At 72.8% G+C, this 14,349-nt stretch carries 12 protein-coding genes; 7 read left to right on the plus strand and 5 right to left on the minus strand.

Going from position 1 to position 14,349, the window contains the following annotated elements; translation table 11 throughout:
• Window positions 1-127: 127 nt before the first annotated feature.
• The 5 genes from DC008_RS13250 to DC008_RS13270 all read left to right on the plus strand — a co-directional run bounded on the left by DC008_RS13250 (window position 128) and on the right by DC008_RS13270 (window position 7,038).
• A complete protein-coding gene (locus DC008_RS13250) occupies window positions 128-1,612 on the plus strand; it encodes an MFS transporter (RefSeq protein WP_108707154.1) in 1,485 nt (494 codons plus the stop codon).
• A gap of 16 nt (window positions 1,613-1,628) precedes the next feature.
• Entirely contained in the window at window positions 1,629-2,024 is a 396-nt protein-coding gene (locus DC008_RS13255) for a pyridoxamine 5'-phosphate oxidase family protein (RefSeq protein ID WP_108707155.1), read from the plus strand.
• A gap of 179 nt (window positions 2,025-2,203) precedes the next feature.
• Window positions 2,204-3,676 carry an FAD-dependent monooxygenase gene (locus DC008_RS13260; RefSeq protein ID WP_108707156.1) on the plus strand — a complete coding sequence of 491 codons (1,473 nt, stop codon included), beginning with the start codon at window positions 2,204-2,206 and terminating at the stop codon, window positions 3,674-3,676.
• A gap of 30 nt (window positions 3,677-3,706) precedes the next feature.
• Window positions 3,707-5,410: an NAD(P)/FAD-dependent oxidoreductase gene (locus DC008_RS13265; protein WP_108707157.1), complete on the plus strand. Its 1,704-nt coding sequence runs from the start codon at window positions 3,707-3,709 to the stop codon at window positions 5,408-5,410.
• A gap of 110 nt (window positions 5,411-5,520) precedes the next feature.
• Window positions 5,521-7,038, plus strand: a complete 1,518-nt coding sequence (locus tag DC008_RS13270) for an FAD-binding oxidoreductase (protein ID WP_108707158.1) — start codon at window positions 5,521-5,523, stop codon at window positions 7,036-7,038.
• Window positions 7,039-7,103: 65 nt separating this feature from the next.
• Here the strand turns inward: DC008_RS13270 and DC008_RS13275 are convergent, their stop codons facing one another.
• Window positions 7,104-7,709 carry a TIGR03086 family metal-binding protein gene (locus tag DC008_RS13275; protein WP_108707159.1) on the minus strand — a complete coding sequence of 202 codons (606 nt, stop codon included), beginning with the start codon at window positions 7,707-7,709 and terminating at the stop codon, window positions 7,104-7,106.
• A 64-nt stretch (window positions 7,710-7,773) separates the two neighbouring features.
• On the opposite strand from DC008_RS13275, the gene DC008_RS13280 reads away from it, so the two are divergent.
• Together DC008_RS13280 and DC008_RS13285 are read left to right on the plus strand one after the other, a co-directional pair.
• Window positions 7,774-8,739 (plus strand): helix-turn-helix transcriptional regulator, encoded by a 966-nt coding sequence (locus DC008_RS13280; protein WP_108707160.1) that lies wholly within the window; start codon window positions 7,774-7,776, stop codon window positions 8,737-8,739.
• Between the two features lie 102 nt (window positions 8,740-8,841).
• Complete coding sequence (locus DC008_RS13285; RefSeq protein ID WP_055624639.1) at window positions 8,842-9,687, plus strand: SDR family oxidoreductase; 846 nt, start codon at window positions 8,842-8,844, stop codon at window positions 9,685-9,687.
• A gap of 147 nt (window positions 9,688-9,834) precedes the next feature.
• On the opposite strand, the gene dacB is transcribed toward DC008_RS13285, so the two are convergent.
• From dacB to DC008_RS13305, 4 genes are all read right to left on the minus strand, one after another.
• Window positions 9,835-11,430, minus strand: a complete 1,596-nt coding sequence (dacB, locus tag DC008_RS13290) for a D-alanyl-D-alanine carboxypeptidase/D-alanyl-D-alanine endopeptidase (RefSeq protein WP_108707161.1) — start codon at window positions 11,428-11,430, stop codon at window positions 9,835-9,837.
• A 261-nt stretch (window positions 11,431-11,691) separates the two neighbouring features.
• A complete protein-coding gene (locus DC008_RS13295; protein ID WP_108707162.1) occupies window positions 11,692-12,675 on the minus strand; it encodes an extracellular catalytic domain type 1 short-chain-length polyhydroxyalkanoate depolymerase in 984 nt (327 codons plus the stop codon).
• Window positions 12,676-12,752: 77 nt separating this feature from the next.
• Complete coding sequence (locus DC008_RS13300; protein ID WP_108707163.1) at window positions 12,753-13,310, minus strand: hypothetical protein; 558 nt, start codon at window positions 13,308-13,310, stop codon at window positions 12,753-12,755.
• Window positions 13,307-14,314 (minus strand): DUF4232 domain-containing protein, encoded by a 1,008-nt coding sequence (locus tag DC008_RS13305; protein WP_108707164.1) that lies wholly within the window; start codon window positions 14,312-14,314, stop codon window positions 13,307-13,309. The genes DC008_RS13300 and DC008_RS13305 overlap by 4 nt, the downstream gene beginning before the upstream one ends.
• Between the last annotated feature and the right edge of the window lie 35 nt (window positions 14,315-14,349).

Genomic DNA, 14,349 nt, shown 5'->3' on the forward strand with positions numbered 1-14,349 from the left:
TACTTTACCCAGGATGCTAGCTTCCCGGAAGGCGGTGAGCGTTCCCGCTCCCGGCCCCGCGCCATGTCCTTTCCCTCCTTGTCCCGTCCCTACGGAACCCTTCCGTTCACCTCCCACTAGGAGCGACATGTCGACCCAAGAGTCGCTGCGCCTTCCCCACTCCACCGACGCGTCGGCCCCGCCGAAGCGCCCGGGCCTCATCCTGGCGTTCCTCTGCCTGGCCGGGTTCATGACCTTCCTCGACGTGTCGATCGTCAACGTGGCCCTGCCGACGATCGAGGACGAACTGCACATCTCCCAGACGTCGTTGCAGTACATCGTCACCACCTACGGCATGCTGCTCGGCGGTTTCCTGCTGCTGACCGGCCGGCTCGCCGACGCCTTCGGCCGCCGCCGGATGCTCCAGACCGGCCTGCTGCTGTTCGCCGCGTCCTCGCTGCTCGCCGGGTTCGGGCAGAACGCGGCCATGCTGATCGTGGCGCGCGGCGCCCAGGGCCTCGGCGCCGCGTTCATCGCGACCGCCGCGCTGTCCCTGCTCGCCAACAACTTCGAGGAGGGCGCGGAGCGCAACAAGGCGCTCGGTGCCTGGGGAGCGCTCAGCGGTATCGCCGCCGTCGCCGGCGTCACCCTCGGCGGTCTGCTGACGGACGGCCCGGGCTGGCGCTGGATCTTCTTCATCAACGTGCCGATCGGCCTCGTCCTCGCCCTGCTCGCCCCGAGGGTCGTCGCCGAGAGCCGGGCCGCCGAGCGCAGCAGCTCCTTCGACGTCGCCGGCGCCGTCACCCTGACCGCCGGTCTGGTGCTGCTCATCTTCAGCCTGGGCCAGACCGTCGACGACTCCGACGTCCCGATGGCCCGTGTCTACGGCGGCTTCGCCCTCTCCGCGGTCCTGCTCATCACGTTCCTGCTGATCGAGCGCCGCGCCCAGGCGCCGCTGATCCCGCTCGGCATCTTCAAGCGCAAGTCGCTGCGCGCCTCCAACGTCGTCGCGGTCCTGCTGCTCGGTACCTGCGTCACCCTGTTCTTCTTCGCCAGCCTGTTCATGCAGCAGGTCCTGAACTGGTCGGCGCTGAAGACCGGTCTGGCCTACGTCCCGCTCGCCGTGATCGTCGCGGTCGGCGCGGGCATCGCCTCCCAGCTGGTCACGAAGGTCGCCCCCAAGCCGGTGCTGATGGTCGGTCTGACGCTGACCAGCGTGGGCATGTTCCTCCTGTGGCGGGCCCCGTCCGACGCCTCCTACGTGGTCGACCTGCTGCCCGCCTTCCTGATCTCCGGCCTGGGCCTCGGCCTGTCGTTCGTGCCGGTGCAGGTGGCCGCGTTCACGGGCACCGAGGAGGACGAGTCCGGACTGTCCGCCGGTCTCATCAACACCGCGCAGGAGGTCGGCGGCGCCCTCGGCCTCGCCGTGGCCGCCACCTACGCCTTCCGCCAGGTCGAGCAGCTGACCGAGTGGGCGGACGGGGTGCCCGAGCGGGTGATCCAGGCGCGCACCGAGGTCTTCCACGACGCCTTCCTCGCCGGTGCCTGCTTCGCCGCGGCCGGCCTGGTCCTCACGCTGCTCCTGCTGCCCTTCACCCGGGCCGCGGACCAGCCGGCCGCCCCCCACGCCTGAGAACGGAAGCCCAGCCATGCCGACGTCACCGCGTCTGTCCTCCGCGGCCGAGGACTTCCTCGCCGAGAACCAGCTGTGCACCTTCACCACGCTCCGCCCCGACGGCTCGCCCCATGTGACGCCCGTGCGCTTCACCTGGGACGGTGAGGCGGGACTGGCCCGGGTGATGACCGCGGTGACCCGGCGCAAGGCCCGCAACGTGCTGGCAGCGCCCGGCGGCCGGGTCTCCCTGTGCCAGACGGCCGGGCCCCGCTGGATCACCCTGGAGGGCACGGCCACCGTGCACGACGACCCGGCCCGGGTCCAGGAGGGTGTCCGGCGGTACGCCAAGCGGTACTGGTCGTCGCCGCCGGAGCCGCCGGGCCTGGTCGTGATCGAGATCGACGTGGACCGGGTGCTGGGCCTGCTGTGAGCGGGCCGCACACCAGCCGAGGGCGCCGGGCGCGAAACCGCCGGCGCCCTCGGCGCATTTCCACCGCCTGACCCTGCTGAAGAAGCTCTGACGAAACTTGTCAGAGACCTGACTTTACGGCCGTTCAGCTTCCCCGGCTCCCCCGGAATACTGGTGAAAAATCCACTGGGAGAGGAAACATGAACCGTTTTCATGCCGACGTCATTGTCGCCGGGGCCGGCCCGTCCGGACTCATGCTCGCCGGTGAACTCCGCCTGGCCGGGCATGAGGTACTGGTGCTCGACCGGCTGGCCGCGCCCATGCAGCAGTCCCGTGCCCTCGGATTTTCCGCGCGCACCATCGAGGAGTTCGGGCAGCGCGGACTTCTCGAAGAATTCGGCGAACTCGAGACGATACCTTTCGGCCATTTCGGCGGACTGCCCATCGACTATCGAATCGTCGAGGGCGGCAATTTCGGTGTCCGGGGAGTTCCGCAGTCGAAGACCGAGGCGATCCTGCACACCTGGGCCACCGGCCTGGGCGCCGAGGTCCGCCGCGGGCGCGAGGTCGTCGGCATGACGCAGGACGACGACGGCGTCACCGTCGAGGTCACGGGCCCGGACGGCACCGAGACGCTGCGCGCCGCCTATCTGGTCGGCTGTGACGGCGCCCGTTCCACCGTGCGGCGCCTGGCCGGCATCGACTTCCCCGGCACCAGCGCCACCATCGAGATGCTGATGGCCGACGTCGCCACCAACGAGCTGCGCATCCGTCCGACCGGCGAGGTCGGCGAGTCCGGCATGGTCGTGGTGCTGCCCCTCGGCCCGAAGGCCACCCGTGTGGTCGTCTTCGAGCGCGGCGCCGGGGTCCGCCCGACGACGGAACCGCCCACCTTCCCCGAGGTCGCCGCCGCCTTCCAGCGCGTCACCGGCGAGGACATCACCGGCCACCGGCCGCTGTGGACCAGCTACTTCACCGACGCCAGCCGGCACGCCGCCGAGTACCGCGAGGGCCGGGTCTTCCTGGCCGGCGACGCCGCCCACATCCACCTCCCGATCGGCGCGCAGGGCATCAGCGCCGGCGTCGGCGACGTGGTGAACCTCGGCTGGAAGCTCGCCGCGGCGCTCAAGGGCCACGCCCCCGAGGGCCTGCTGGACACCTACCACTCCGAGCGCCACCCGGTCGGCGGCCGGATCGTCGCCAACACCCTGGTGCAGCGCTCCCTCTACCTCGGCGGCCCCGAGATGCAGCCGCTGCGCGAGCTGTTCGGCGAGCTCGTCGGCATCGAGGCGGTCCGCAGGCACCTGGTCGGCCTGGTCACCGGCCTGGACATCGCCTACGACATGGGCGAGGGCGGCCACCCGCTGCTCGGCCGCCGGCTGCCCGACCAGGACCTGCTGGTCGGCGACGAGAAGACCACCACGTACGCGCTGCTCACGCGTGGCCGTCCGCTGCTGCTGAACCTGCGCGGCGGCGAGGCGCTGACCGCGGCCGCCGCCGGCTGGGCCGACCGCGTGGACGTCGTCGCCGCCTCCCGGCCCGACCCCGAGGCGCCCTCCGCCGACCTGCTGGTGCGGCCCGACGGCTACATCGCCTGGGTGGGGACGGACGGCACCGCCGACGGTCTGGCCACCGCCCTGCAGCGCTGGTTCGGCGCCCCCGCCGCCGGCTGAGCCCCCGCCCGTCAGAAGAGGAGTCCCGAGTTGACCGGCAAGGCCGAGACGCAGAAGACACCACCGCAGCCCGGCGAGTGGACCGAGTGCGACGTCATCATCCTGGGCGCCGGGATCGGCGGATCGATCACCGGCGCGATCCTGGCCCGGCAGGGCGCCGACGTGGTGCTCGTCGACGCCGGCCAGCACCCGCGGTTCGCGGTCGGCGAGTCGCAGAACCCGCAGCTCGTGGAGTGGCTGCACATCCTCGCCGTGCGCTACGACGTGCCCGAGCTCAAGCACCTGCTCGACATCAAGGCCGTCACCAAGCACATCGGCGCCCACCACGGCAGGAAGCAGAGCTTCGGTTTCGTGCGGCACGTCCCGGACCGGGAGCCGGACCCGCGCGAGGCGACGATGTTCGTCATCCCGAAGATGCTCACCGAGGCGTCGCACATGTTCCGCCAGGACACCGACACCTACTACTTCAACGTCGCCGCCAAGTACGGCTGCACGCTGCGCCAGAACTGGCGCGCCACCGACCTGGACTTCGACGACGAGGGCGTCACGGTCACCGGCCAGAACGGCGAGGTCTTCCGCGCGAAGTACCTGATCGACGCCAGCGGCTTCCGCTCCCCGCTCGCCCAGAAGTTCGACCTGCGCGACAAGCCGACGCGGATCCGGCACCACGCCCGCTCCATGTTCACGCACTACGTCGGCATCAAGCCCTACGACGACGTGTGCGGCTACCCCGAAGCCCTGCGCCCGCCCGCCGAGTCCCCCTTCCACGGCGGCACCCTGCACCATCTGATCGAGCGCGGCTGGTTCTGGATCATCCCGTTCGACAACTACAAGGACTCCCGCAACCCGGTGTGCAGCGTCGGGCTGACCTTCGACGAGCGGCTGTACCCGCAGCCCAAGGACAAGACGCCGGACGAGGAGTTCCAGCACTACCTCGACATGTACCCGGCGGTGAAGCGGCAGTTCGAGGGTGCGCGCCGGGTGCGCGAGTGGATCTCCACACCGGACCGCATCCAGTACTCCTCGAAGCGGACCGTGGGCGACCGTTGGTGCCTGATGTCGCACGCCGCCGGCTTCGTGGACCCGCTGTACTCGCGCGGTCTGTCCAACACCTTCGAGGTGGTGGACGCGCTCTGCTACCGCGTCCTGGACGCGCTGCGCGACGGCGACTTCTCCGCCGAGCGCTTCGCGTACGTGGAGCGTCTGGAGCAGGGGCTGCTGACGTACAACGACATGATCGTCGACAGCTCGTACATCGCGTTCTCCCACTTCCGGCTCTGGAACGCGGTCTTCCGGGTCTGGGCCTGCTTCACCACGCCCGCGACCATGCGGCAGATCCAGGCCCGTCAGGAGTACGAACTCACGGGCGACGACCGGCACTTCCGGAACATGGAGAAGGCGCCCTACCCGGGTCTGTGGTGGCCGGACAGCCACGCCTTCAAGCACCTGCTGGACGTCACCCACGAGACCTGCATGAAGTACGAGGCCGGCGAGATCGACGGCGACAAGGCCGCCGACATCGTCTTCCAGGCCATCAACGACTGCGAGTCGGTCAACACGCCGTTCGGCTGGAAGGACGGCGAGGACCACCGCTTCTACCGGGCCACCACCCCCACGATGATCAAGTTCATGTGGTGGGCCAGCACCAACGGCCCCAAGGAGATGCGCGACCTGGGCCGCTCGATGCTCAAGGGCGTCGCGAAGTCCGCCCTGCGCGGCAAGAAGGTCTCCTGACCGCCGCCCCCGATCCGGTCCGCACAGGGCGTGGCGTCACCCCCGAGCGCGAGGCCCTGTGCGGGCCGCTCCCCGACCGTCCGTCACCCGTATCGACTCTGGGACACCGTGTGATCAGTCGTAGAACCCTGCTCGGCGCCGGCTCCGCAGCCGCCGGTCTCGCTCTCGTACCCGCCGTTCCGGTGGCCGCCGAAGGCGGCGGTGTGCCGTACGCCCGGCTCGCGAGCCGCCTCTCGGGCCGGCTCGTGCTGCCCTCCGACCCCTACTACACCGTCGCCCGGCAGCTGGAGCTCGGGCAGTTCGACACGGTGAACCCGCAGGCCGTCGCCTACTGCCGCAGCGCGGCGGACGTCTCGGTCTGTGTGCGCTTCGCCCAGGACCACGGCGTGCGCACGGCCGTCCGCAGCGGCGGCCACAACTACGGCGGCTGGTCCACCACACCGGGCCTGATCATCGACGTCTCCCAGCTCGACGCCGTGACCGTCAAGAGCCCTTCGTCGGTGGACATCGGACCGGGCGCGAAGAACGTCACCATCCTCAACGCGCTGGCCCCGCACCATCTGGTGGTCAGCGAGGGCGGCTGCCCGACCGTGTGCGCGGGCGGCTTCCTCCAGGGCGGCGGCTTCGGCTTCCTGACCCGGCCGACCGGCATGGCCTGCGACGCGGTGACGGCCGCGCAGGTGGTGCTGGCCGACGGGCGGGTGGTGACCACCTCGGCGAAGCAGAACCCGGACCTGTTCTGGGCGATCCGCGGGGGCGGCGGCGGCAACTTCGGCGTCGTCACCCGCTTCACGGTGACCCCGCACACCGGCGACCAGATGGCGATCAGCAACCTGGTCTTCCCGTACGACCGGATGGCCGACGTCCTCGACGGGGTGGCCCGCTGGCTGGTGGACGCCCCGCACTCGATCGGCGGCGGCGCCTACGTCGTGCAGCCCGACGCGGCCCCGGGCACGGTGCCGCAGGCCAACGTCTTCCTCGCCTCCCGCGGCACCCCGGCCGAACTGACCGCCGAGACCGCCCGGTTGCTCGCCCTGACCGGTCCGCCCGTGCAGCGCCAGGACGGCGTGATGACGTACCAGCAGCTCATGATGATGATCTTCGGCTGCGCCACGCTCACCGAGGACCAGTGCCAGCGCTCCGAGAAGACGCCCTCCGGCACACTGTCCCGGCCCGCCTACGGCCTGGAGCGCACACGGCTGGGCAGCACGCCGTACGCGGCGAGCGGCTGGGCGGACGTGATGACGGCGTTCGACGCGGACCGCAGGGCCGGCCAGGCCCGCTACCTGGACTTCCACTTCTTCGGCGGCGCGGCCAACGAGCTGTCGCGCACGGCGACCGCGTATGTGCACCGCGACTCGCTCTTCTCGGTCAACTACCGGGTCCTCATCAACGACCCGGCCCAGGTGACCGACGAGGCGAAGGCGGTCGCGAACACCTGGGTGGACCGGGGGTTCGCCACGATCGACCCGCTGTCGAACGGGGAGAGCTACCAGAACTGGATGGACCCGTCGCTGACCGACTGGAGACAGTCGTACTACGCGGAGAACTACCCGCGGCTGGCCCGGATCAAGAACACGTACGACCCGCACCGGTTCTTCCGCTTCCCGCAGTCCATAGGCGCCTGAGCGCCCGACGGCCGTCCGCCCCGCGGGTGCCCTCCCCTCCGGGCACCCGCGGGGACCGGGCGGGGTCAGGGCCGGCGGCCGTACCAGCCGACGAGGCGGTCGATGGCGGGAGCGTCCTCGGGGACGTCCACGACGGGGCCGAACGGCACCTGGCCGCCGCGCGGTTCACGGGGCACCGCCCGGTGCATCACGGCCAGCGGCGCCGCCAGCACGGCGTCGTCCCAGGCGGGCGTCTGCCCGGTCGCCCTGGCCAGGTCCCAGGTGTGCAGCACGAACTCATTGGTGTAGATGACCGCGGCGGCGGCGCCGGGGACGGGCCCCCAGGGCAGCCCGATCTCCCGGCCCAGGACCGCCGGATCCGACCAGACCGACCGCAGCTCCTTCGTCCCGGCGGCCCAGGCCTCGGCCCAGGCACCGTCGGCGACGTCCTCGGCGAAGTGCGGGACGGCGAAGAACTGACCACCGGCGCCGATCACGGCGACACGGCGGAGCACGGAGACGAGGTGAAGGGACAGTTGGCGCACCGAGTAGTCCGGACAGGGCGTGGTGCCGTCGTAGTCCTCGGGCCGCACGGACGCGAGCACGTCACCGGCCAGGTCGACGGCCTTGAACAGACCGTCGCGGGGGTCGGCGAGCGGCGGGGTGGCGGAGGTGTTCACGGGATTCGTCATGCCGTCGAGTCTTCCGGCGAAATGGGCCACCCTCCGGCCTCTTTTCCCGAAAGGGTGAGCGGCGATGCGCGCTGACCGGCTGGTGGCGGCCCTGCTGTTCCTCCAGGCGCGCGGCCGGGTCACGGCGGCGGAGCTCGCCGCCGAGCTGGAGGTCTCCGAGCGGACCGCGCGCCGCGACCTGGAGGCGCTGACCGCGTCCGGTGTCCCCGTGTACGCGCAGCGCGGCCGGGGCGGCGGCTGGCGGCTGGTCGGCGGGGCGCGCACGGATCTGACCGGGCTGACCTCGCCCGAGGTGCGGGCGCTGTTCCTGGCGGCCGGATCGTCGGGCGCCTCCCCGGAACTGCGCGCGGCCTTACGGAAGCTGCTGCGCGCGGTGCCGGAGCCGCTGCGGCCGGACGCGGAGGCGGCGTCCCGCGCGCGGATCGTCGACGAGCTGGACTGGTCGGGCACGGCCGTGACGGCGGCCGACCCGCATCTGGCCGAGCTGGAGCGGGCGGTGCTGGACGGCGTACGGGTCCGGCTCGGGTACGCCCGCCCCGGCGAGGAGCCGGCCGAGCGGACCGTGGATCCGCACGGCCTCGTCCACAAGGCGGGCCATTGGTATCTGGTCGCCGGCAGCGGGGACGGCCTGCGCTCCTACCGGCTGGGCCGGATCGCCTCGGTGGAGCCGACCGGGGAGCCGGTGCGGCGGCCCGCCGGTTTCGATCTGGCGGCGGCCTGGCGCTCACTGGCCGGGCGGCTGGAGGACCGGCTGCTCGCGGCGGCCGTGACGGCCCACGCCGACCCGGACGCCCTGCCCGTGCTGCAGCGGCTGTTCGGCGGGCGGCTGCGGATCGGGCGACTGCTCGGCGACGGCCGCCGGGAGATCGAGGCGGCCGGGCCGTCCCTGGAGGTGCTCGCGGCACAGCTGGCGGGGCTCGCCGACCGGGTGGAGGTGGTGGGGCCGCCCGCGGCCCGCGCCCATCTGGCCCGGCTGGGGCGCGCCCTGCGGGCCCGCTACGAGGAACGGGAGGACGCGACGACTCCCTAGTCACTTTCCTCTAGGTACCTACTATACCGAGGATGCTAACGTCGAAGACATCGCACCACTTGGCACCAACTCACCCTTTTCCACCCGTATTTGGGAGTTCTCATGATCGTTGTCACCGGAGCCTCCGGGAACGTCGGCCGTCCGCTCGTCGAGGCGCTCGCCGCCGCGGGCGAGAAGGTCACGGCCGTCTCCCGCAATCCCCTCTCCCACGACCTGCCGGAGGGAGCGCGGCATGTCCGCGCCGACCTCGCCGATCCCTCGACGCTCGGCCCCGCCCTGGAGGGCGCCGAGGCGCTGTTCCTGCTGCTCGCCGGTGATCTGCTGGGCGGCGGCGCCCCCGCCGTCGAGGTGCTTGCGGCGGCCCGCGAGGCCGGGGTGCGGCGCGTCGTCCTGCTCTCCTCGCAGATCAACGCCACCCGCCCGGACGCCCTCTCGCACGGCCGGCTGCGCGAGTACGAGGAGGCCGTGCGCGGCTCGGGCCTGGACTGGACGATCCTGCGCCCGGGCGGCTTCGCCTCCAACGCCTACGCCTGGATCGAGAGCGTCCGCACCCAGCGCGCGGTGATCGCCCCGTTCGCCGACGTGGCCCTGCCCGTCGTGGACCCGGCGGACATCTCGGCGGTGGCGGCCGTGGTGCTGCGGGAGGACGGCCACGCCGGGCGGACGTACGAGCTGACCGGCCCGGCCGCCGTCACCCCGCGCGAGCAGGCCGCCGCGCTCGCCGAGGCCATCGGCGAGGAGGTCGGCTTCGTGGAGCTGACCCGCGAGCAGGCGCGCGAGCACATGGCGCGGTTCATGCCGGAGCCGGTCATCGACGGCACGCTCGACATCCTGGGTGAGCCGCTGCCCGCCGAGCAGCGCGTCAGCCCCGACGTCGAGCGCCTCCTGGGCCGTCCCGCGGGCTCGTTCGCGGGCTGGGCGCAGCGCAACGCGCCCGCCTTCGCGTGACCCCCGTCCCCTGAGGGCCGCGCCGGCGTCCTCCCCCGGCGCCGGCGCCCCGATCAGCCGCGGCCCCGCCCCCATGACGGCCGCGGCACCGGCACCGCCCCGGATCCGGAAATCCCCCGTACGGGTCCGGGGCGGGCCATCACCCGCTCAGCACAGGGCGGGCTTGCGCCACGCGCACTCGAGGCCGCCGCCGCTCCCGCCGCTCCTGAGCGCCGGAGCCGGCACCGCGGCCTCCTCCCGCGACCCGGCCAGGGTCACCACGATCGCGTCCTCCAGCGCCTTCACCGACGAGGCGAGGTAGTTGTTGAGGATCACGGCGAAGACCAGCTCCCGTCCGCCGGCGTCGGTGACATAGCCCGACAGCGCCGACGCCCCCGTCAACGACCCGGTCTTGGCGCGGGCGTTGAGCGCGGCCGGCGTCCCGCACATCCGCGAGCGCAGCGTGCCGCCCGTGAACCGGTCGGGATGGCAGGCGACAGGCAGCGAGCGGAGCCAGTCGGCGTACCAGGGCTCGGCGCGCACGCCCCGCAGCAGCCGTACGAACTGGTCCGCCGGGAAGTTGTCCATCCGCGACAGCCCCGAGCCGTCGACCTGCCGGAGCCGGCCGGTGTCGACGCCGGCCTTCCGCAGATAGCCGCCGATCGCCGCGAGCCCGGCGTCCCAGGTGCCCTTCTCCGACACCGCGTACCCCATGGCCTTGGTCAGGATCTCGGCGTGCATGTTGTTGGACAGCTTCATGAAGGGCACCAGCAGGTCCTTCAGCGGCATGGAGTCGTGCGCGGCGAGCCGCCGGGCGCCCTCCGGGGTCGGCCGGCCGAGCCGGGTGGGCCCGCCGACCGTGATCCCGTGGTCCGCGAGCGCCTCCCGGAAGACGGCGGCGGCGTAGCCGGTGGGCTCCCAGACGCTGATCCACTCCTTGGCGCCGGTGCCCCCGACCGGGGTGGTGCCGGTGACCACGAGGGTGTTGGTGCCGTGCTCCCGCTCGACGGTCAGCGACTGCGCCCCGCCGGCGGCGACCGTCCGGGCCTCCACCTCGACGTCGACGTACCCGGTGTCCGGGGTGACGGTGACGACGGGCTCGTCGCCCGCCGCCGCCCCCGGCCGCACGGTGACGATCACGGTCCCGGTGTCGTAGTCGGTGTCCGGTGCCAGGCTCAGGGCGCTGATCTGCGCCGAGTAGTAGGCGGACTCGTCGTCGGCGGCCCAGGAGCGGCCGAGCCGCTGGTCGTCGAACCGGGTGTCGTCGGCGACGAGCCTTCCCTCGACGCGCCGCACCCCGGAGGCGGCCAGCCGGGCGGCGAGGGCGTCGAGGTCCCCGGCGAGGAGGGTCGGGTCCCCGGTGCCCCGCAGATACAGGTCCCCCTTGAGCACGGGACCGTGACGCCGCCCGGTGGTCAGCACCTCGGTGGTGAAGCGGTGATCGGGGCCGAGGACGTCCATCGCGGCGGCCGACGTGGCGAGCTTGGCGTTGGAGGCGGGCATCAGACGGGACGACGGGAGGTGCTGGTACAGGAGTTCGCCGGTGGCCGCGTCCGCGACGACCACGCTCGCCGTCCCGCCCTCCATCCGCGGGTCCCCGAGCACGGCGTCGACGGCCTCCGGCAGACCGGAGCGGTCGGAGTCCGCGCCGGCCTGCGCCCCGGGCCCGAGGAAGGCGGCGACCAGGGCCAGTGCCACCGGCCATCGCCACCCGCGGGCACGGGAGGCACTGTCTGTCCCACGACGGTTCACGGGTCTGCTCATGCCTCAGGAGCATCCCGGACGACGGCCCCCGGCGACAGACCGCCTCGCCCAGGCCGTGCCCGGGCGTCGGGCGCCAGCGGAACTTTGCGGACACGACCTGAGGGCTGTCCCGTCATTCCCGGTGGATCGGCGCGCGGCGTCGGATGCGGTGCATCGCAAGGCGGAGGGCCGTCCGCATACGGGATGTACGCGGACGACCCGACAACGCGGCGAGGTGCCGTAGCCGGCGTCGCGCGCCCGCCGGGAATGACGGGACAGCCCTTAGCCGAGCCCCCAGGCCCGCCCCATCCGGTGGGCGGCGCACAGGTTCACGTCGAGCAGATACGCCCCGGCGGTCCCGCACTGCTCGGCTCCGGTGCCGGGGTCGACGGGCTGCCCGTGGCCCATCCCGGTGAGGCTGTACGTCTCCACGACCGCCCGCCCGGAGGAGTCCCGGTACACCTGGTGCGGGAACCCGGCGACCGTGTCGCTGACGTCGGCGGTCTGGTCGGTGCCGTGCGCGTCGGTCCACTGCCGCGTCAGATCGGTCATGTTGACCGGCTTCACCGTGTAGTCGGCCGTCCCCTGGAAGGCGACCAGCGTCGGCCACGGCCCGGTGTACCCGGGCCGCGCCGCCCGCACCCGGTCACCCCACTGCCGGGCACTCTGGGTGGCGCCCACGTACATGCAGACGTACGGCGACCCGGCGGCCTGCGCGCATCCGTACGGCAGCCCGGCCACGATCCCGCCGGCCGCGAACTTCTCCGGGTAGGCCGCCATCATCACGGCCGTCATACCGCCCCCGGCGGACAGGCCGGTCACCTGGACCCGGGACGCGTCGCCGGAGGTGTCGGCGAGCTGGCGGTCCACCATCTGCGCGATCGAGGCGGCCTCGCCCTGGCCGCGCGCGATGTCCCCGGTCTGGAACCAGTTGAAGCAGGACGAGAGGTTGTTGGCGCTCTGCTGCTGCGGCAGCACGACGGAGAACTTCCAGCGGTCGGCGAGCTGGAGCCATCCGCTGCCGCTGCCGTAGCCGGCGGCGTTCTGGGTGCACCCGTGCAGCGCGACGACCACCGGCCGCCCGGCGGGCAGCCCGTCGGGGACGTACCGGAACATGCGCAGCGCACCGGGGTTGGACCCGAACCCGGTGACCTCCTGGAGCGATGCGGCGGCGGCCCGGCCGGGTGTGAGGACGGCGGCGGTCAGGGCGACCAGCAGGGTCACCAGGACGGCGAGTCGAGGACGTGCGGCTCTGGTCGGTGTCATGCGGAGGGACCGTAGAAGCGCCGCCGGGACTCCGATATGGGGCCGGACACCACAACGGCCGCTCCCCACATGGGGGTTCAGCCGCGACCGGCCCGGTGGAACCGGCGGACCACGGCCCGTGGATCCCGTACGGCCCACGCCAGCCCGAGCGCGAGCAGCACCACGCTGACGGTGAAGCACACCCAGAACACGACCTGGGTGCCCGGCGCGAGGTCGAGGGTCCCGCCGTGCCCGAAGCGGCAGTACGCGCGGGGCGGGAAGACCTCGGAGACACCGGTGCCGCCGTGGTACATCGAACACGGATCCTCGCCGGGGTCCTTGAGGGTGTCGTCAGCGGTGACGACCAGCAGCCAGGCCAGCGCGGCCCCCGGCACCGTCCCGAACACGACGGGCTTCGCCCACGGCGGCAGCCGGGGATGCGCCAGGAGCCCGTTCAGCGCGACCAGGACGACGAGGAACACCGCGCCCACGGCCACCGCGACGGCCCGCCGCCCGAACACCACGTCCAGCAGCCACATCACCGCCGCCACCGGGGGCGCGGTCAGGACGGTCACCTTGATCCCGGGCGGCACCCGCGACAGGCCGAACAGGAACAGCGCGGCCGCCCCGGCGAGGACGACGAGGAACAGGCTCACGGGCGGGCGCCGGCCTCCGGGTCCCGGTAGGCCTCGTCCCGCCGCCACGGCCCGACACCGAGCCGGCCCGTCGTGCCAAGGTCGAGTTCGGGGACGACCGTCACCGGGTCGGCCCCGGGTTTCGCCCACACGCGCGCGTAGGGCGCGTTCACCGGGGTCCCGGCCTGGGTGGTGTTCCGCCAGGCCAGCGTGGTCGCCGCGGCCTCCCCCGGCTGCAGCGTCAGCGGCTGCGGCGCGTCCTGTCCACCGATCCCGGTGCCGATCTCCTGGGTTCCCCGCAGGATCTCGACGCCGTCCACGCGGGCGTGCTCCTCGTCCTGGAGCTCCAGGCGTGGATAGCCGCCGAGCTCGTACGGCCGGGTCCCGCAGTTGACCAGGTGCAGGCCCACGACCCGCAGCCCCATGGCCGCGTCCCCCCGGTCGGCGTACACCCGCACCCCCGCCTTCGGGCACGGTCCCGACGCCGACGACGCCTCGGCGACGGGGACGCTGCGCACCTTGAGCACCTTCACGCCCGTCACCTCGGCATCGCCCAACTGCGTCGCGTGCATGGCAGCGGCACCCTTGCCGGTCCGGCCGGGTCCGACGGCCTCGACGACATGGTCCGCGGTGCCGGCCACACCTCCGGACGACGAGCTGAACGCGAGGGTCACCGTGTAGGTGACGGCCTCGTCGGTCTTGTTGACGACCTCGAACTCCGCGCTGTGGTCGACGTCCAGGCATCCGCTGCCCGGACCCCAGGCGTACAGCTTCGTGATCCGCACGCCGTTCTCCTCCGGCGCGGGGGACGGCAGGGGCAGCGAGGTGGGGGTGCCGGAGGCGGAGGCCGTCGGCCGGCGCGGCGACGGTGTGGCGCCGTACTGCGTGTAGTCCGAGGGGCACAGCGCCTGGGCGCGGACCCGCCCGTCACCGCCGGCGCCCGGTGGGCTGTCGTGCGAGCCGCACGCGGTCAGTAGCAGGAGGCCGGCCAGGACAGGGGGTACGGCACGCGGGAGTCTCGGCATCCGCCCACCCCACCAGGAACCGCTTTCTCGATCTG

It is taken from the genome of Streptomyces nigra, from assembly GCF_003074055.1.
In the GTDB taxonomy this organism is placed as follows: Bacteria; Actinomycetota; Actinomycetes; order Streptomycetales; family Streptomycetaceae; genus Streptomyces; species Streptomyces nigra.